General features: G+C 39.1%; 16 protein-coding genes. 5 read left to right on the forward strand and 11 right to left on the reverse strand.

Annotated elements, in window-relative coordinates; all coding sequences use genetic code 11:
- Positions 1-469: 469 nt before the first annotated feature.
- On the forward strand, positions 470-1,792 hold the full coding sequence (locus PQ474_RS09005) for an FAD-dependent oxidoreductase (RefSeq protein WP_273842164.1): 1,323 nt from the start codon (positions 470-472) through the stop codon (positions 1,790-1,792).
- A gap of 518 nt (positions 1,793-2,310) precedes the next feature.
- On the opposite strand, the gene PQ474_RS09010 is transcribed toward PQ474_RS09005, so the two are convergent.
- Positions 2,311-2,598 carry a hypothetical protein gene (locus PQ474_RS09010; RefSeq protein WP_273842166.1) on the reverse strand — a complete coding sequence of 96 codons (288 nt, stop codon included), beginning with the start codon at positions 2,596-2,598 and terminating at the stop codon, positions 2,311-2,313.
- A 445-nt stretch (positions 2,599-3,043) separates the two neighbouring features.
- Here PQ474_RS09010 and PQ474_RS09015 point away from each other — a divergent pair, with 445 nt between their 5' ends.
- Positions 3,044-3,466 (forward strand): hypothetical protein, encoded by a 423-nt coding sequence (locus PQ474_RS09015; protein ID WP_273842172.1) that lies wholly within the window; start codon positions 3,044-3,046, stop codon positions 3,464-3,466.
- A gap of 349 nt (positions 3,467-3,815) precedes the next feature.
- On the opposite strand, the gene PQ474_RS09020 is transcribed toward PQ474_RS09015, so the two are convergent.
- Positions 3,816-4,547, reverse strand: coding sequence for a MurR/RpiR family transcriptional regulator (locus tag PQ474_RS09020; RefSeq protein ID WP_273842174.1), 732 nt, complete (start codon positions 4,545-4,547; stop codon positions 3,816-3,818).
- A 191-nt stretch (positions 4,548-4,738) separates the two neighbouring features.
- Between PQ474_RS09020 and PQ474_RS09025 the strand changes: the two genes are divergently transcribed.
- Positions 4,739-6,067, forward strand: coding sequence for a 6-phospho-beta-glucosidase (locus PQ474_RS09025; RefSeq protein ID WP_273842176.1), 1,329 nt, complete (start codon positions 4,739-4,741; stop codon positions 6,065-6,067).
- A gap of 621 nt (positions 6,068-6,688) precedes the next feature.
- Here the strand turns inward: PQ474_RS09025 and PQ474_RS09030 are convergent.
- The 4 genes from PQ474_RS09030 to PQ474_RS09045 all read right to left on the reverse strand — a co-directional run bounded on the left by PQ474_RS09030 (position 6,689) and on the right by PQ474_RS09045 (position 13,751).
- On the reverse strand, positions 6,689-7,807 hold the full coding sequence (locus tag PQ474_RS09030) for a CapA family protein (RefSeq protein WP_273842177.1): 1,119 nt from the start codon (positions 7,805-7,807) through the stop codon (positions 6,689-6,691).
- 133 nt (positions 7,808-7,940) lie between these two features.
- Positions 7,941-8,807, reverse strand: a complete 867-nt coding sequence (locus PQ474_RS09035) for a hypothetical protein (RefSeq protein ID WP_273842178.1) — start codon at positions 8,805-8,807, stop codon at positions 7,941-7,943.
- A 407-nt stretch (positions 8,808-9,214) separates the two neighbouring features.
- Positions 9,215-11,284, reverse strand: a complete 2,070-nt coding sequence (locus PQ474_RS09040; RefSeq protein ID WP_273842847.1) for a S8 family serine peptidase — start codon at positions 11,282-11,284, stop codon at positions 9,215-9,217.
- A gap of 388 nt (positions 11,285-11,672) precedes the next feature.
- The gene (locus PQ474_RS09045; RefSeq protein WP_273842180.1) at positions 11,673-13,751 is read right to left on the reverse strand and encodes an LTA synthase family protein; all 2,079 of its coding nucleotides are present in this window, start codon (positions 13,749-13,751) and stop codon (positions 11,673-11,675) included.
- A 269-nt stretch (positions 13,752-14,020) separates the two neighbouring features.
- On the opposite strand from PQ474_RS09045, the gene PQ474_RS09050 reads away from it, so the two are divergent.
- Positions 14,021-14,215 (forward strand): hypothetical protein, encoded by a 195-nt coding sequence (locus PQ474_RS09050; protein WP_273842183.1) that lies wholly within the window; start codon positions 14,021-14,023, stop codon positions 14,213-14,215.
- A 173-nt stretch (positions 14,216-14,388) separates the two neighbouring features.
- On the opposite strand, the gene PQ474_RS09055 is transcribed toward PQ474_RS09050, so the two are convergent.
- The 5 genes from PQ474_RS09055 to PQ474_RS09075 form a co-directional block, all read right to left on the reverse strand.
- Positions 14,389-15,495: a CapA family protein gene (locus tag PQ474_RS09055; protein WP_273842185.1), complete on the reverse strand. Its 1,107-nt coding sequence runs from the start codon at positions 15,493-15,495 to the stop codon at positions 14,389-14,391.
- 128 nt (positions 15,496-15,623) lie between these two features.
- Positions 15,624-16,190 (reverse strand): hypothetical protein, encoded by a 567-nt coding sequence (locus PQ474_RS09060; RefSeq protein ID WP_273842186.1) that lies wholly within the window; start codon positions 16,188-16,190, stop codon positions 15,624-15,626.
- 663 nt (positions 16,191-16,853) lie between these two features.
- Complete coding sequence (locus tag PQ474_RS09065; protein WP_273842188.1) at positions 16,854-17,228, reverse strand: helix-turn-helix domain-containing protein; 375 nt, start codon at positions 17,226-17,228, stop codon at positions 16,854-16,856.
- A gap of 244 nt (positions 17,229-17,472) precedes the next feature.
- Positions 17,473-18,096 (reverse strand): thermonuclease family protein, encoded by a 624-nt coding sequence (locus PQ474_RS09070; RefSeq protein ID WP_273842190.1) that lies wholly within the window; start codon positions 18,094-18,096, stop codon positions 17,473-17,475.
- Between the two features lie 110 nt (positions 18,097-18,206).
- Positions 18,207-18,878, reverse strand: a complete 672-nt coding sequence (locus PQ474_RS09075; protein ID WP_273842192.1) for a peptidylprolyl isomerase — start codon at positions 18,876-18,878, stop codon at positions 18,207-18,209.
- A gap of 611 nt (positions 18,879-19,489) precedes the next feature.
- On the opposite strand from PQ474_RS09075, the gene PQ474_RS09080 reads away from it, so the two are divergent.
- On the forward strand, positions 19,490-20,011 hold the full coding sequence (locus PQ474_RS09080) for a DUF2179 domain-containing protein (protein WP_273842194.1): 522 nt from the start codon (positions 19,490-19,492) through the stop codon (positions 20,009-20,011).
- The last annotated feature ends 12 nt before the right edge of the window (positions 20,012-20,023 follow it).

Consider the following 20,023-nt stretch of genomic DNA (forward strand, 5'->3'; position numbering starts at 1 on the left):
ACCAATTCCCATTTATGTATCCCCCTAATAAGTCATTCCCACTTATTGTAAAATAAGTTGTTTTTTAAGTAAACTGCTCCGTTACTTTAAGTACAAAATTTCACAATCTCTTCTAAACTTTAACCTAGATATCTAGGTATTGTTCAACAATATGGCCCGATTGTGGAACAACAAAACTATGAAATTAAAGCACCGGTTGAAGAACAAAACTTAGAAAATCCTCTTTTTTCTCCGTCAATTCTTACCATTAAGGCTAATATTAAAAAGTTATCTTGAATTATTTTTAATGTTACTGCATATAGAAAGGATTGAGTTAAAAACCTTTCCAACAATGATGGAAAAATATCCCACAAAATAAACTGAAAAGAGTAAAATTAAAAAAGAGATAGATAAAAAAATTAAATTATTATTTGTTTCACTTCTTGTAATACCAAAAAAGTACAGATTATAGATAATTGGAGGGAAAATCATGTTTGAGAACGCGATAGTTATTGGAGGAAGTATTGCTGGAAAACTAGTTGCTAAAGCCTTGTCCTCTTCCTTTCGACAAGTGATTATCTTGGAAGCAGGTCAAGAATGGAAAGAGAAAGTACCTAGAAAAAGGGTCCCACAAAGCTATCATCCCCATGTCTTATTAAAAGGAGGAGAAGAAGCGATTGAGAAATTATTCCCACAGTTTATTGCTCAATTAATAGAAGATGGTAGTATTGTAAATAATTTTACTGGGGATTTGAAATGGCATCATTTTGGTTTCTGGAAACAACAATTTTCAGGAGAATTAATAATGGTTCAACAAAGTCGACCTATGCTTGAGTGGCATTTACAAAAACGTATTGATCAAGTTCTCAATATTTCTACTAGATACGAAACAGTGGCAGAACAACTGCTAATAGACCGTCTGCACAACAAATTGTCTGGAGTGCGAGTAAGATCCCTTAAAACAAGAACAGAAGAAGAACTTTATGCAAATCTGGTTGTTGATACCAGTGGATTTGGTTCAAAGAGTATAGACTGGTTGAAAACATATGATATAGAGGTTAAAGAGGAAAAGGTGTGGATTCAACTATTCTATGCTTCTAGATTATTTCGTCTAAAAAACCAAGAACATCCAGACTGGTGTAACATCCTTATTTCTCCAAGTTACCCTGACAATCCTTACGGGGCCTATATCCAAACAATTGAAGAGGATCGTTTCTCTGTGACTTTTAGTGGTTACGCCAATGAAAGCCCACCGCAAACGAATGAAGAATTTATTTCTTATGCCCAAAGATTACCCGTCCCTGATGTGCTTCATTTTCTTGAACAAGCAGAGCCTGTTACAGATATTAAAATACATAAGATTCCCTATCAAGTACGTCGGCGCTTTGACCTAGTAAGACATATCCCAGAAGGTTTTTTGGTAATTGGAGACGCTCATTGTCGCTTTGATCCTGTTTTCGGGCAAGGAATTTCTGTCGCTGCGATGGAAGCTTTAGAGTTACAAAGATGTCTTCAACAAGTTACGCACCTCGATAAAGGTTTTACTCAAACATATCATAAGAGAATTTCAAAGTTGATCGCAACCCCTTGGAACATGGCTATCACAGAATCATTTCGCCATCCTAATATAAAAGGGAATAGGTCTCTTGGACAGCCGATTAAACAGTGGTACAGCAAAAGAGTATATCAACTTTCAGCTTTTGACCCGGAAATTTATATCCGCTTGGTTAGAGTGATGAATTTAATCCGTCCCCCTTTTCATCTCTTCCATCCTAAAGTATGGTTCAAAATATTCACCAGTCAGCAGAAGTAGATTGTTTTTAGGGGAAGAATTTGTTAAAAAATAAACCTATTCTATAAATCAAACCTGTTTTTGAACAATCTTCATTCAAAAACAGGTTCTGTTATTAATGTACAGTAATGATCTGGACGATTATTTTAACCCAACAACATAGTTTTTCAATTTACTTTTTACATCTCTTGAAGACACTATGTTTAAAAAAGTCTATCAGCCTTCCTTATCATAAAATAACAATTCTAATTCTCCCTATTAAGTAATATCAAAAAATGTCTCTTTTGCTTAACTTTAATCATTTCAGTTTTCCGGCATTTAAGCAATTGTTACTCTACAATCTAGCCCGATTGTTGAATAGAATGACTTGCATTTTTTAAACAACTTTATTATTTTTTTAATGACTTTATTGTTACTTAACAACAAGGGGCTTTCTCGCCTTTGTAATAGGCTGCCCCCTTAGTAAAACCCTTTGAAATGCAAAAAGGACGCTTAAAAGCGTCCTCAGTATCGAATAAAATTATTTTTTACTATCTATTTTAGAAAACAGTACTAATCTGAATTTTATTTTGCTTAAATAAATTCGCTAAAGTGACCTCTTCTATTTTGACAGATTCTATCAAAGATATATGATCATTACTAAAATACTCGCTTAATTTTATGTCACCTTTCCATACAGCTCTTCCTTCTAACGAATTAGAAATAAAATATTCTTTTCCCTTATAAGTAAATTCAATCTCTCTTCCTTGTTCCAAATAAAACAATAGATGCTGATAACTAATGTTTTTGCCAGCAGGAACATCTTCAACGTTTGTTTGATCATTCATTTTAGAAATCACCTCACTTAATGTCCACTTCTTACTCCACTAGTCCAAGTATGCCTATGTGGAAATTTTAAATTTCCAGCATGGTGAAAATCAATATCTAAGTCAGCTTTTCCATTTTATCATAATATCTTCTTTGTTTTACTCCCTACTATCTTTTAAGTTTTTTGAGGACAAAGCTTTTCCGGTGGTAGGTAAAGATGATTTTGTTGATGTTGATTGCGTTTCTGTTTTGTACTCTAAACCGGACCCGTTAATTTGATTTAGTTGTGTTTTTTTACTTTTTTTCGAATGTTGATTTTGATCCTAATGGAATGAACATACCATTAGACTCATTTATTCATACGAGGGAAATATGGGTTGAATTTTAATAGCAACCGAGAATAATTACAATTTCATTTACAAAGGATATTACCTAGGTGATTGATTATGTGGTTGAATCTATACGGTGGGTTTATCGCACCTTGCTTTTTCGGATTATGGTTATTTAAAAGAGATAAAAAACTTGTTTTTAAGAATCGTCCCTTTTGTGTGGATTTTAGCAAGTATTATTAACTTATGGGGAGATTACAAAAATTTTTGGGTATTGAAACCTAAACTAAAAAAGAGACAATATCTTACTACAATGCCTTTAAGTTTTGGATTATATCCAGCTTTAGGTGCTATCATGATTTACTTAATTAGAATCACAGAGAAAAAGGCCCCTTTTTGGATTTTAACTTTTTCTTGTTTAACCACCTTTGCTGAATCTTTTTGTTTAATTTTTGGAAAAGCAAAATATGGGAATGGTTGGAATACCTTAAAAACATTTTTTTCATATCTAGTGCCGTATTATTTAGTTTATCGGTATTATAAGTTAGTTTACAAATAACCATTAATTGACCTTAAATAAATAAAAAAGCAGGGGAATTTCTATGAAAAAGGGAATTTACATTTAATATGTCTTTGAAAAATCAGTGGTTCATTAATATTACAATGGTTTTACTTTCATGGTTATCCTTATCTTTTTTTGGGTGGCGTAACATCAAACGATTTCTCCCTGCATCGATGCTTGTTGTTTTTTTGGAAGCGACTAAAAATGAATAGGCCAAAAAACCATCCGTTTTACTCTTACTGGAAGGTTTTTTGGCATGTAGGTTGTTATTGTTTTAAAGAGGCAGCTTATCCGTATGGTTATAGTAAATAAAAGATGTTATACCAACACATACAGATTATCCAAGTCAATCATTCTTTCTACTCTTTTCATATACCATTCGTGCCATTTCCTCTAATATAAAAATAACTGGAATTTGCGTGGTAATATTCGATTTGTCAAAAAATTCTTCTGTCACATAATAGGATACATTTTTATCAGAAATTTTGGCGATTGTGGACTGCCCGTTGTTTGTAATACTTAAAATCTTACTGCTATTTTCTTTTAACTTGTGAATGTGAGATATGGTAAACTCATTTTCTCCGGAAACGGATAGAGCAATCGTAATGCTATTGTTTAAGTTGGCGTGAATAGGCATATACCAATCTTTTAAATATGTAGAGAACTTACCTAAGCTCGAGAAGTATCTAGCACCGTATTCTGCAAGAATACCTGAACTGCCGATTCCGACAAAAAATACATGATTTGCTTTAGAAATGGCTTCTGCAGCATCCTCTAGCTTAGAAGTGAATTTCTCATTTTGAGTGCGCTCAAAAAACTCCGCTAATACATGTTGGCCGCTTTTAATCGTTATGTCACTCTTTTCATCAAGTAAAAGCTTCAGTTTCACTTTAAACTCCGAAAAACCTTCGCAATTTAATTTCCTGCAGAAACGCATGATCGTGGAAGTGGAAACATGAGTTTCATCAGCTAGATCGCGTATGCGCATATAAACGACTTTTTCTTTATTTTGCATGATGTATTTATAAAGCAGCATCTCAAGTTCATTGAATGTTGCAATGATCTCATTCGTAAACAAAGGCTTTTCCCCCTTCATGTGATCTTTCATCCTTTTATTATTATACTCCAAAAGAGAAACACAGTGTTATTTTCATGGAACAAATGCCTTTCGGTGAAAAACAAATCTAACGCTTCCAAAACTATATCGATTTCCCTTTTTCTCCTCTAGAATAAGTTTTGTAAATTCATTATTTTTTAGGAGGATGATTTATGGGTAAAGGAATTAAGATCGTAACGATTGGCGGAGGTTCAAGTTATACTCCAGAATTAGTAGAAGGCTTTATTAAAAGATATGATGAACTGCCTGTAAGGGAATTATGGTTGGTTGATATAGAAGCAGGTAAAGAAAAATTAGAAATCGTTGGGAGCCTTGCAAAAAGAATGATTGAAAAGGCAGGACTCGCAATCAAGGTTCATCTAACACTAGATAGAAAAGTGGCATTGAAGGATGCAGATTTTGTTACGACACAATTTCGCGTAGGGTTACTTGATGCTCGTGCTAAAGATGAAAGAATTCCTTTAAGTCATGGGGTATTAGGTCAAGAAACAAATGGACCTGGTGGACTTTTTAAGGGATTGCGTACGATTCCAGTCATTTTGGACATTGTAAAAGATATGAAAGAACTATGTCCAGATGCTTGGTTGATCAACTTTACAAACCCTGCTGGTATGGTGACCGAAGCTGTTCTTCGCTATACGGACCATAGGAAAATCGTTGGTTTATGTAATGTTCCGATCGGAATTGAGATGGGAGTGGCAAAGCTATTGGATGTCGACCATTCTCGTATTCGGATTGATTTCGCGGGTTTAAATCATATGGTATATGGATTAGATGTGTATCTAGACGGGGTTAGTGTGAAAGATAGAGTCATAGAACTGTTATCCATTCCAGAGAACAGCAGCTTTGTTCGAAACGTAGAAGGGCAAGGTTGGGAGCCAGAGTTTATTCGTGCATTAAATGTCCTAACTTGTCCATATCACCTTTACTATTATAAAAGGGATGAAATGCTAGAAAAAGAATTGAAAAACTTTAAAGAGGGCACAACGAGAGCGGAAGTCGTGAAGAAATTGGAAGAGGAATTATTCGAGCTGTACAAAGATCCTACCTTATCAATCAAACCACCTCAGTTAGAGGAACGAGGCGGAGCGTATTACAGTGATGCAGCGGTTCGTTTAATTTCATCCATTTATAACGATAAACGGGATATTCAGCCCGTTAACACAATGAATAATGGAGCAATCGCTAGTATTCCATATGAGTCTGCTGTAGAAGTAAGTTGTGTCATCACGAAGGAAGGTCCAAAACCAATCATAAATGGAGATTTACCAGTTCCTGTTAGAGGGCTAGTCCAACAAATTAAGTCTTTTGAACGGGTAGGCGCTGAGGCAGCCGTTACAGGAAATTACGATACAGCTTTACTTGCCATGACCATAAATCCGCTAGTTCCTTCTGATAAAGTGGGTAAAGCGATTTTGGATGAAATGCTAGAAGCACATAAAGAGCATTTACCACAGTTTTTCCAAACAGTAGACGTGTAATTTAGATTGTTTAAGGGGTAGAAATAAAATTTCTACTCCTCTTTTTATTTCTTACTATATGTCTTTAGAGCATAAAAGAATACCTAAGCCCCTATCAGTGTGAAAAAATAAAAAAAGGTTGTTGTGACTAGAAATAATATAGCTGTCTTCACTCCAACTGTTTGAAAATTGGGCAATAAGTAATCTTAACCCGATAACGACAAGATGAATTTACTTTTATGTGCTACATTAAATCTAACGAGGCACCTCAAACTTGAATGTTCAAGTTTTAAAGTAGCTAAACCTCCTTTTACCCACCTCAAAATCCTCCTCACCTAATTTTCAAGTACCTAAAACCCCTTTTACCTACCTCAAAATCCTCCTCACCTAATTTTCAAGTACCTAAAACTCCTTTTACCCACCTCAAAATCCTCCTCACCTAATTTTCAAGTACCTAAAACCCCTTTTACCCACCTCAAAATCCTCCTCTCCTAATTTTCAAGTACCTAAAACCCCTTTTACCCACCTCAAAATCCTCCTCACCTAATTTTCAAGTACCTAAAACGAATTCTAATAAAGGATGTTTTTCTGTTTTATTAAATTGTACCTCTCAATCGTACCCGTTCCCCTAACATGTCCCTCTTATGGAGTGAGATACCTTAAAGTATGCTCCCTCACTTCAGCAAACGTACTTCCTGATATCGCTGTTCGATCTGCCTCCTCGAATGGATAGACCACATATCCGTTTTCCTCTCGAATGACAAGGGTTGGCTCAATGTTTGGAGAATGGATATGGAGTTCTCCATTCGCTGTTTTGGTCACTTGAATGGTTGCCACACCGCCTATATCGGTGTAATCGTATGTTTGTCCAGATAAAAAGTTCCCTAAGGAGTAAAAAACGGTCGTTTCATGCCCTGAGTCTTGGTGGATGACATCGATCGGCTGCAGGACGTGGGGATGATGGCCAAAAATGATATCAACCCCCGCTTTTGATAACTGCTGAGCTAGCTTGCGTTGCTGTTCATTGGGTTCGCGCTCATACTCTGCTCCCCAATGCATATGAACGACCATCACATCGACTTGGCTACGCAGTCGTTTTACATCTTCTTCTATTCTTTCTGGATCAATGAGAGCGACGACATCTTGATGCCCATCAGGAATTGGAATGCCATTGGTGCCATATGTATAAGCCAAGACTCCGATTTTCACATCTTCAATCTCAACCATTCGGTCTCTATCTCGGTCCTCTGCATCTCGGTACACACCTACATAGTCCATTCCTATATCGTCATAAAAGGTAAGGGCACGTTCAATCGCCTTCACCCCACGATCAAGCGTATGATTATTCGCTCCAATCACCATTTGCACACCTAGCGATTGTAGGTTACTCACTATTTCTTGCGGACTATTAAAGGAAGGATAGGTGGATAACCCAATCTCCACTCCTCCAGGCATCGATTCTTGATTCGCCATGAGGAAATCAGGCGCTTTTAACAGTGGTTCAACCCCTGATAACATCGGTAAAAAATCATATCCATTTTCCGTCTCGGCTAACTCATAAACTCGTTCATGAAGCAAGATGTCGCCAATGGCCCCGAGAGTGATCGTCACTTCTTTTTCGTCTTCCTCGTTTACTTCTTCTTCCGTCCCAACGAGGAGCGATTCATGTTCTAGATCTGGTTCATTTTGATCAGAGGCTGCTTGTCCACATGCACCTAAGTTCAGCATCGCAACGAAACAGATTAACCAGACTACGTTCATAGGTTCACTTCCCTATCTATGACTTTCGTTTAGTATAGGAGGAAATAAATGTTTATATACAACAGACACCTCTTTCCCCTTTTAGCATAAAAAAACGCTAGGAGAGGCTCCCAGCGTTATCATGACATCTTATTTAGTATGTGCCAATTTCCGTATACTCATTTTCAAGTAGATCTAGCTCATAGACGGTTCCCGTGGCCGGATCAACCGAATACCATCCTAATGTCACGGTAGCATGTTCATTAAAGACATAGACTTGAACGATAAAGGATTCTTCCTTTTCTAGCATGGTTACATGGTCCTCTAGCTGATTTGATCCATCAAAGACTACATTGATTTCTGGATCGTGTAATTTCGTTACATGGCGCACCGCGGTCTCTGCACCGCTTGGAGATAGATATTTTTCAATGTCTATAATCTTCCATTTGTTCTCTTCCACAGCTAAAGAATATTGATACAGATCATTCTTTTCCTCATTGATTTCTGGTTGAGCAAAGACCGTCATCTCTTCTTCAGAATGAATCAACACTTGGTTTGGTGGAAGGTCTTGTCGTGCTAAAGGAAACTCATGACGAGGCTCATAGAAACGGCCTGGCTTCTCATAAATTCCTTTAAATTTCCCCTCAATCATACTCAGCGCATAAACGTCTGTAAGCTGACTAGCGATCTCTTCAAAAGAATTGGAAAAGCTTAGCTCCTCTTCACCCATTTCAAAGCTGCTCGATAAAACGTCTACTGCCTTTTGTTCAACATCCATAATAAATTGAACGGCTTCTTCCTCAGAAAGCACAGTTGCTTCTTCCACTACTTCCTCTACCGTTTCTTCTACTTGTTCATCCGTTTCTTTATCTTCAGGTTCCGGATTCGTCTCTTCTTCCACTTGTTCTTCAACCTGGTCAAAAGCTGGGTCCTCTATGGCTTCTTCTACTACGTCTTCACTCATACAAGCTGATAATACCAATAACCCGCTCAGGCAAAGGATCATTCCTATCTTCTTCATCATTACCTCCCTTTTAACTCTCATCCTATGAAACTAGTATAACGTATTTCTTCATCTTAAACGAATGTTTGTGCTAATCTGATTTCTGACCTGATGTAACCTTTACAATTTATTACAATTCATTCATCCTGCCTTAACAATGCACGAGTATGATGAAAGGAGTCACATTAAAGGAGGCTTATATGAGTGAGGATTGCGACATTGTTATCGGAATCACCTGGGCAGTTCTGTTGAGTATTCCTCTTTGGATCGTTGTTTTCGGTTGGATTCGGTTGATCGCATCGCTTTTACCTAGCTAAATGAACTTTAATGTTCCTTTCATCATTCTTATTCATCATCCTTCTTTGGTTTTAAACCAAAAGGCAAAGTGTGGTTGTGCCGCACTTTGCCTTTTCCCCATTCCATTGTTATTGCACTAGTAATTGGATCTCCTTATAGACATCCGCACTTATCGCTAGTTCCCCGCCTAATACATGGATTTGCCCGTAATCTATATCAACTAAATGGTTTCGAGTTACATCGTGCACGGTGTTTCCTACTAGTATCACACCTGCCTGTTCTTTTGCTGCCAAGGCAGCTCCTGATAGGCCATCTGGAAAACGTTCGGAGGTTGCTATATAGGCTTTATCGAACGATGGTTCAAAGTATTGAAAGGCTAAGATGTTTGTTTCAAACCTTGTTCTTCCAGCTAATCTTTCATGGTTGGGGAGAAGACTTGCTACCTCGTCTGTAATCGCGAGCTCTCCTCCAATGACAAGCGTTTCTTTTACCCCTAAATGTTTCAAAGCTCGTTCCGTCGCTTTTGGTACCGTTTTGGTATTTGCCAGTAAGACCGGAATTCCCCTTACGCCTGCATAGGAAGCAACGGATAGAGCATCTTGAAACCTAGAATCACTGACAATAATGGCATGATAGGATCCATTGGGTGCCACTTTCTTAGAGATCAATTCTGCTGTTTCGTGTGCATTGGCTCCTGCGATTCTCTCTATTTTTATTCCCAATTGTTTAATTTGCTGTTCAACCATGGGATCAATGGCAAGATGACCACCAAGAATCATGACCTTTTTCGCACCTAACCTTATGAGTTCATTCTTCGTAAAGGAATCTAATCGTTTATTCCGTGACAGCAACAATGGTGCATGATATTTTGCAGCTAACGGAACACCTGCTAAGGCGTCTTGAAACCGATCGCCTCGTGACAAGATCACATATTCTGATTTCTCCCAGCCCTCTTTACTGATCAAAGCTGATGTCTCATATAAATTAATCCCTTCTATCCGAGATACATGAGGCGCTGGCTGAGTGCGATTGGCATACTTAACGAATCCATGGCCAAACCAACTATCTCTTCCTTTTGGACCTAAATCAAGAGCGAACTCTTGTAGCTTGCTTCTCAACTCCTTATTGGTTTGTTCTGGGTATTTCTGTTTTAAGAGCGCTAAAATCCCAGTAATATGAGGAGTTGCCGACGAGGTTCCATCAGCCAATGCATATTGCCCCTTTAGAAATGTACTTAGAATTTCCACCCCTGGAGCTGAAAACTCGACTTCTTTTCCCGTTGAAGAAAAAGAAGCACGATTCAATTCCTGATCCACCGCTGCAACAGCTATGACACTTTCATATTTTGCTAGACTACTTACACTATTATCTGTTCCTTGTGAGTTCCCTGTATTTCCACTCGCCCCTACAATCAGAATGCCTTTTTCTTCAGCTTGTTTTAATAGGTTCTCTAGTATGTCTGAGGCTTGATTTGTGCCTAAGCTAAAATTGATCATATCCATTTTGTTCGCGATCGACCAATCAATCGCCTGCATAATCGACCGTAGGGTACCTACACCATCTTTGTTTAGAGCTTTGACCGCAAACAAATCCGCGCCAGGAGCTACTCCAATCACACGATTGTTCGTGTTCTTCGCTCCAATCGTTCCTGCAACGTGAGTCCCATGCCCATTATCATCGGACCATGAAGTCGTATAATCAAGTGTCGATACTCCACCGATCACATTAAGCTCCGGATGTGCGGCAATGCCCGTGTCCACGACCGCAATTCTAACACCCTTACCCGTTAACCCTTCATCCCACGCCAAACTAGCTTTAATCGCATGAATATTCCACTGTGACTTTGCGCTTTGAACAACATCATCGTTTAGTTGAGTAGTAGGAACTACATTCATTACCGTGTGTTCTAATGTATAAACGCTATTCTCTTCCACATTGGCTATATGAGGACTCTTTTTTAACTGCTCCAGATCTTCCTCTTGAAACACAGCTGCTACTGCTGGAATGGATTCGAATTGATGTTCAATTTCATGAGCTAACTCGCTAATGAACTGCTTCCCTTCCTCTGTGTTATACACAACAATGACTTCTTTACCCGTTTTATCTTGAGAAAATCCGTACGGCATCGCTGTTAACTGAACCACACAAATAATCAGTAAAGCCATTATCCATTTATATGTAGATCTAGTAAAAACCATCAATGTTCTTATCTCCTTTTAGAATCCGATATGTATTCAAAACGATCAAACATCCTATTCTTGTATTATATCCTATATATGTAAGGGATTTAAGAAGAAATCATGATTAATAGAGTTTCCTTTTATTTTCACAACTATAGTCATAGAGAGGCCATTGAAAAAGGTACGGTTTCACCTTTTTCAACGGTCTTTAAGCAATGAGTGGAACCGTTGCTTTGTCTTAAACCTGCTATGAGTGGGTTTCTCAATCCGCAGGCGCGCAACGTGTGGAGCCATTGCTGCTTCCTCGAATCGGCTTAAAGGGATTTTTTCAGTGCCCTCATAGATTTACGGGGGACTTCTTGGGGCTACGACTCAAAAGATGTGAGGTCACCTTTTGAGTCAGCCTCTATTCATTTTCTGTTTTAAATAACAAATCTAAACTATATTGGTGTCCAACCAATAAATCGTACTGAAGCAGTTGATATTCCTTCAAGAGCTCTTCTTGTTCTGGAGTGAGCTCTAACAGTTCCTGTCCTTTTGGATCCACCTTAACGGTTGGAGCTAACCCCGATATCTCGTCTCTGATTTTTACCAAAAACTGATAATAGGGAGGTAAATCCAAGTTTAATAACTCAAATACGGTGGGGCCGAGAAACGAAGCACTGATCGTATGTAGCTCTCTTCGTTCAACATCTACATTGGAGTAAATAAATAAAGGGGTTTCATGAAAGCTTCGGTAATCTTCTTCCTCTTCATGTACGTCTCCATAATTTAGTTCCTTGTAAACCGCTTTGTCCTCCCCTAAAATCGGGAGGTGATCTCCCCAAAAAACAACAACGGTTGGTTCCTCAAAATCCGAAACAAAGTCGACTAATTTTTTGGTTGCCGCATCGGCTTGCTTAATGCCTTCTGCATAAACTTCTAATTCTAACGTAAGCTCATCACTGATTCCGCTCACTTCAATTGTATTTTCTTCATAACGTTTTGTTCCATACGGAAAGTGGTTTTGCATAGTGACAGCATGGACAAACATAGGCTGCTCGCTTTCTTCTAAAAGCATCACAATTTCATCGGTTACCGACTCATCGCCAATATAAGACCCAGACTTCTCCTTGTGCTTCATTTCATCTATGCTGATAAAGGTATCAAACCCAAATGCTTGGTACACCCTCGTTCGTTTGTAAAAAGCTTTGTTGTAAGGATGGAGGGCAATCGTTCGATATTCTTTTTCCTTTAAAATACTTGCAAGTGAAGGCACCCTTGCCTTGCTATCAATAAATTGTTGATAAGGCATCGCACCTGATTGTAGGGCACTCATCGAAAATCCAGTTAACGCTTCATACTCTACATTGGCTGTTTGTCCACCGAAGCTCGGAGATAAGACAGACCCTGATGTGTGTTCGGCCATATAATTCCGCACATTCGGCATCGGGTCCTCACTGAAGGAGACGTCGAGCTTTGTTGGATCCCAAAAGGTCTCATTCATGACAAAGATGATATTCGGTCGCGCGTATCGTTCATCACTAAAACTCGCCGGTGTCGCTCCCCCTTCATTTAGAATCGCTTGGACCATTTCCTCTACCCGCTTTTGACTGTAATTCTCTGGTTTTTCAAACGTTTCATGATTTAAATTGGAGAGATACCCAAAAACAAATCCATTGTTGCTATAATTTTTTAGTTGGTTCCAACGAACGATCTCCAAATGATTCTCTTCCACAATCTCACCCATAAACGTAGTTGGATGGTAGGTGATCGAATAGACCATAAATAAGGCAAACATACTTGCTGCAGCCCTGCTCACTAAATGGATCTTGACTTCTTGTAGCCATTTATAAACCAAAACCACCATCATAACCACTGTTCCCAAGAAGACCATAGACATCGGAGAAAAATAGCCAACAACCATCTTTAACACATCTGTAAAATGAGCCGTCTGGGTAAAGTCAGATGGGTAAAGCGGTTCACCTAAAAATTTAAGCTTATTCCCATGCAAAACGCCCATCGTCAACACAAATGCCGATAAAAGGATGGAACTGATATAGAGCCTGCCTATTAAGGCGAATAGAAACAACCCCATACAAAACAAGTAAAAAGACCCTAATAGAAACAACCGAGTTTTAACCTGAATCCAGTCAATGGTCCCTGAAACTCCCCTTGAACCTTGAAAATACTCCAACGCAAAATTCAGAAGCACTGCTAGTAAAAGTAGACATGTGATACTATAGGTTTTTTTTATCCAAATTTCGTACTTAGGGTTTTCCAATAACCTCAACACTACGTTAATCTGAAACTGGCTGAAGATCATGACGTAACCCCAAATAAGAAAGGTTATAAGCAAAAAGATTCTCGTATTCAGTTGAATCCAGTCGATGATCGCATCCACATTTAGTTGGAATAACAGCCCTAACACTATACTAGTGATGAGCAAGGCTATCATGACATTGGCTATGAAAACAATTATCCAAGAATTTACGTTTTTTTTCATGCTACGCTCCTAAGTTTATTCGAGTGGAACCAGCTCTAGCTCCTCCCCATTCATATGAATTTCATAAAATGCCTCCAACATGATTAGTATGAACAAAAAAGGAGAAAAAATTTCCCAAATGTTCCTTATTGCTCTAAAACGACCGAACGGATTTATTATTGAAGATAAGGTTTAGACAAATTTATCGCAAAAAAGAACGTATTGTATGATAATTATGAGTGTGTGTTATTGAATTAGGTGAGGTTTAGAGGATGAAGGGGGAGAGGAACTTGTTGATTGGTCGCATATTAAATGCATTAGGTGTCCTTTTTATTTTTTATTGTGGAATTATGCTAGTAACTACATTTTTTACTGATAGAGGAAACTTTGATATGATGACGATTGGTTTCTTTGGTTTACTTAATGGTTTTATCGCTATGGAGGTTGGCCATATCGTCATAAGGTTACATTATAAAGACGTTTAGGAAGTGACCATAACCTTTTGCGCGAACAGTAACCGTTTATACGAAAATGGTCTAACAAAAAACCATTTCTCGCTAAATGGAGAAATGGGTTCGTTCTTGGTCATGCTGCATTGTTTTAAAATAATAGGTATGAAAACTAACTGGTGGTCCTTCTAAGTCATAGAGGAATATAGCTACTCTGTTAAATACCTCTCTGTATGCTCGATTGTTTCCGTATAGGTCCCACCCATAATGGGATTGATATCCGTTTCTGCGAACGGATACACTCGGTACGTTCCTTGTTCGACTAAAGTCGGTTCTATATGAGGAGTGTGTATATCAATCGATACATCGTCGCCCTTTGTCGTCTTCGTCACTTCGACCGTAGCCACCCCACCAATATCTGTTAGCCCAAAATCTTGGGAAGAGATGAAATTGCCAAGTGAATAAAACACCGTTGTCTCATGACCGGATTCCTGCTCGATGACCTCAATTGGCTGCAATACATGTGGATGATGTCCAAAAATGATATCGACACCAGCCTCTGACAGCTGCTCAGCTAACTCGCGTTGTTCCTCATTCGGTTCATTTTCATATTCCGCTCCCCAGTGCATATGCACAATGAGGACATCTACTTGCGCGCGGAGTCTCTCTATATCCTTGTCCATTCGCTCCGGATCGATTAAAGCCACCATATCTTCATGGCCAGCAGGAATCGGAATTCCATTTGTTCCATACGTATAGGCCAACACCCCAATAGTAACGTCGTCAACGGTGACGATGCGCTCTCTCTCCCGGTCTTTTGTATCTCGGTAAACGCCCACATACTCCATGTTGATTTCATCATAATAATCTAACGCACTTTCCACCGCTTCTACGCCTCGATCAAGCGTATGGTTATTCGCTCCAATCACCATATCAATACCAACTGTTTGCAAATTGCTAGCAATTTCATGAGGGCTATTAAAATTAGGATAGGTAGAAAGCCCAAGCTCGACTCCACCTGGCATCGACTCTTGATTCGCCATCATAAAATCGGGAGCTTGTAACAGTGGTTCGACTCGTTCAAGCATCGGTAAAAAGTCATAGCCGTCCTCCGTCTGTGCCTTTTTATACACGCGACTATGTAAAAGAACATCTCCAATAGAACCAATCGTAATATTGACTTCCTCTTCCTCTATTTCAATCATTTCTGCATCGATTAAAGGTGGATCAACCATCTCTTTCACTGCTTCTTCTTGTTCCTGCTGACAAGCTGTGAAAGTCACCATTAAGATCAAAAACATTAACATTCGCTTCATAAAACGACAACTCCTTTTCCAACTGTCAGAATTGCATCCATTATACTCTATTAAACGTTCTTATTATATAAGATTCGACAATTTTCCAGGAAATAATCATAATCCTACATTAAAAAGGGAAGTGACGTTTATTCGTCACTTCCCACGCGATTAAGTAGTTTTTCAACCGTTTTTTTAGCTGAGCCATTCCAAGAAGAAATTCTCGCAGCATTGAACGTTTTTTTCTGCTTATCATTGTAAATGGTATCTACATCGTGAATAATCCTATGTGAATATAAGAGGGCGGTATGATCATGACTATCAGCTGCATAACGAGTAATATGAACAAAATTTTTAAGGTCTTCTTTTACTGTCTCTTCGGCAAAATCTAGAGCTCTCTCCACTTGATTGGCTTCCGACTGCAATTCCTTTTTTATCTTTTCCCAATCAGCACTAGATGCGTCTCGATACTTTTCATGGTTCCCGTAACCAGTAATGTTATTTAATAAATGATGTGTATCGCTTATGATTTCATGTACGACTGCTTTGTTTTCCACCTGTTCAGTCTCAGCTTGACGATGGACCATTGCCGCTTCCTCGATCTCTTCTATTTCGGAAATCACTTCCGCTTCTTCTATTTGCTCATTAGAAAAGATAAAGATAGAGCCAACTGCAAGGATACATGCAATGGAAGCGAGTATGATTTTTTTTCGCATGCTTCCTCTCTCCCTTGTAATGATTTCCCTATTATAACTATAACACATTTTATCCTATGTCTTTCGTATGATTCCAACTTTGTGCTGTGAACGGACTAACATACATAAACTCGCTTCCTTCCGCTAAAAATATCCTTAACCTTTCACAAAGGAGTGAGTTCTTCGTATGAGCAAACGTTCCAAGTCAAAGCGCAACATGATCAAGAGCAAAGATGCCGTACAGCCGAGTAACGGCGAAGAAAGAATTACGATTTCTAAATCGAATCGAGAGCTGCAGGATCGCGAATAGGGTTGAGATGAGTTGAGTTGAGTTGAGATGAGGCGGTTGCGAGCTGGTGCTCGGCCGTCTTTTTGGTGGTGGTGGGTTGGTAGGCTTGGTTGAGTGGTGCTGTTGGACTGCAAATCGAGCGCCCCCCTCATTTTTACGTGGCCACCAATTCCATTCTTCCATTACGACTTTGAAAAGTTTGATAATCGCTAACTAAACGCCAGTCATGAGTACCTGATCACGCTATCGCACCAAAAAAGAGCTTGCGTGAAGCAAGTTCTCCTCCTTTTTCATTACAAAAAAAAGAGTGACTTATCAAAGACCATTGTTCGTCTTTCTTGTAAGTCACTCTTTATCAACCATGTTCTCTAGTACTCCACCTAAAGCTTTATTCCTCAACTTATTTTCTCATCAAACCTTTCAAAGTAGTAAGCACTCGACTTTTGCAACGGTGTCGATTCGGGATTTAGCTTTTTAACAAATTGAATAAATTGGATATAGTCCTCTGTTGACATTCCTGCTTCTAGCGCGTCGATCACCAAATCATCCCAAACGGGGTCCGTAGCTTCTGATGAGCATTCGCTTATCAATGTGTCCATTGATACATCTAAAGCTGAGGTGATCTTTTCTAATACTTCTATCGTAGGAGTTAGATGAATTTTTCTTTCAATGGAAAGGAGATAGGACTTATCTATACCTGTATGCTCTGCGAGTTCTGAGAGAGAAAACCCTTTTTCTATGCGATATTTTCTAACCATTTCACCAATCATGTCTGTTCACCTTCACTTTTAGTCATTTCGTGTTCTCTTTTTCTACCTATACGTGACTATCCCACTTTTTGAGGGGGTCTTTTGAGTGAAAGATAAAAAAAATAATATCTTTAGACTGATTCGCTCTTCATTATACCTAATAGTCGGAGGACGATCGATTCACAAAAGCTGCTGATGACGAAATTCAGTTATCCACATAACACTCTTTTTTCCACAAATTATCCCCAATTAGTGAATAATTTCCCTACTTATCCACTACATCCATATTAAACCCGCGTTCCGTCACGTAGCCTTCTATGGAATGGATATGCAGCTGCTCCGAGCGCGCCGCTTCTTCTGCGTCAAGATAGTCGTCGACATACTTATAGTCATCAAATAAATAGGCCACTCTTGCTAATCCGTTTCTCAAGAGTACTTGTTGAACGTTGGCCCCTTCCACCGTGAATACATGTCCTAGTAAACGGTCATAGTTATCAAACAGTGCCTTTGGATCTAGCTCGATGATGACTTCGTTCCCTTCTAGTAAATCCTTCACGAGATCCGTGCTTTCCTGCCCGAATTTTTGTTTTTCTTTGGTATTCTCAGGCGTATCCACTGCTAGGAATCGCACTCTAACGGCTGACTCTCGTTCAGCAAGTTCCCAAACAATGTCGCTATTTCCAACTTGATCTAGATTGAGTTGCGAGATTACAATCGTATCTCCATCGACCACTCTATCTACCTGAGCCACGAGCCATTCCCCTTCGAGATAGGCTGGATTTTCTACTTCAAAAGCTTCAATCTCGGAACCTTTTGGTAGACTTTGTTCAGCCGGGGCGCAGGCACTCATGATGATCACTAATAGGATCACTATGTACGTTAATTTCATCGCTTCTCACTCCTTGTATTGTTTACTAAATAGAAGATCTTCGCTCATAACAGAAAGAAGGAATGCTCCCTTTAAGTTGAAGCATCCCCTTTCTCATCATCCGAGCAAACTTACTGCACGACCGGATCCGGATACTCATACCCCTTCGTATCGACAGTCACCGTCTTCATCTTTTGCTCTTCTTTTGGTTTGTCACGGAAATCGCGTTCCGCTGCGACGATTGCATCAACGGTTTCCATTCCTTCTAACACTCGTCCAAAAGAAGCGTATTGCCCATCTAGTTCTGGTGAGTCATCTACCATAATAAAGAACTGCGATCCTCCTGAATTAGGATCATTGGTGCGAGCCATCGAAAGGACGCCGCGCTCATGGTTTAATGGATTCTCAAATCCATTAGCTGTGAATTCGCCCCCGATTGAATAACCAGGACCACCAGATCCATCTCCTACAGGGTCTCCACCTTGAATCATAAAGCCAGGCATCACCCGATGAAACGTTAAGCCATCGTAAAAGCCGTCTTCAATCAATGAAATAAAGTTAACCACAGTGTTCGGTGCGGTATGTGGATAAAGTTCAGCTTGGATTTCCTCGCCGTTTTCCATCGTAATGGTGACAATTGGATATTCCTCTACGATGATGGGTTCAGTCGGTTCCGTTCGTTCGTCTGTTTCATCAGTTTCTTCTGTTTCCTGTTCACCGGCTTCTTCATTTTCTTGCAGAGCTCCGCAAGCTGTTAATACTAGTAGAAGCCCTGTAACTAGTAGTAGTAGCCATTTATTCATTGTGATCCTCCTTTTTTAGGGGTGCCTGGCACCCCTGATTATAACGGAAATGGACTTGAAGAAAAAGAGATTGTCGTCGAGAAGGTTTGATTTCAGTTGCTATCGCTACTTGATTCAGCAAAAAGCGCATGAACCATGCGCTTTTTTGCTCGTTCATGATCGACTCATTCCCTCGTCTAGTAATCAACGGACATACATTCCGCTATTCCCTCCAAAATCCCTACTTTCATCGTTCAAGCGGACATCGGATCCTCTATTTTTCAAAAAAAAGAGCGAAATGTCTAAAAATCACTAGAATAGCGGAAGACATGTCCGCAAACCTCCTAAAAATGACTTTTTTCCCTGTAATAACGGAACTCATGTCCGCTCACAAACACACTCTGTATATCCTCAGGCACATACCTTTAGGTTTCACCACATCAGCAATCGGACCATCCTATGCCATCCCTCCCAGCCTTGACGTTACCTCCACTATCGTGATTGCTACAACTTAAATAGGCTCACTATTGAATTGTGCATACTCCCCACATAATCCAGAAATAGTTGGGAACGTTAGAAACAAGCTTGTCTATTCTATTTGAAAAATCCTTATAGAAATAGCGTTCTTACCTATGCCTAGCATCCTTTTAATTTTTTTACTACAAATTGTTTTAGTACCGGTTTTATCTCTTAGAATTATTTTTGTCGTAAAGAATATGAGCATTCCCGCTTCTATTTTCGGATTCCTTGAAGCTTTAATTTATGTTTTCGGGTTGTCGATCGTCCTGAGTGGTGAGCAAAGCATTGCGGAGATGCTTGTTTATGCTTTAGGGTTTGCAGCTGGTATTTATTTAGGGGGCTATATTGAAAATAAATTGGCCTTAGGCTATACAACCCTTACTGTGAACTTATTGAATCAGAATAGCGAACTTGTTTCGACTCTTCGGAATAATGGTTTCGGGGTAACCGTATTGGAAGGAATGGGAAAAGATAGTGTTCGTTATCAACTACAAATACTAACCAAACGAAATTTAGAAGAAAAGGTAATTTCTATGATTGATCAATATGAGCCACATGCCTTTATTATCTCTTATGAGCCTCGTAAATTTAAGGGTGGCTATCTATTAAAGGCGATGAAAAAGAGAAAAAGCTAAAGGGGGAGATGT

The organism is Halalkalibacter alkalisediminis (assembly GCF_028610705.1).
Taxonomy (GTDB): domain Bacteria; phylum Bacillota; class Bacilli; order Bacillales; family Bacillaceae_D; genus Halalkalibacter; species Halalkalibacter alkalisediminis.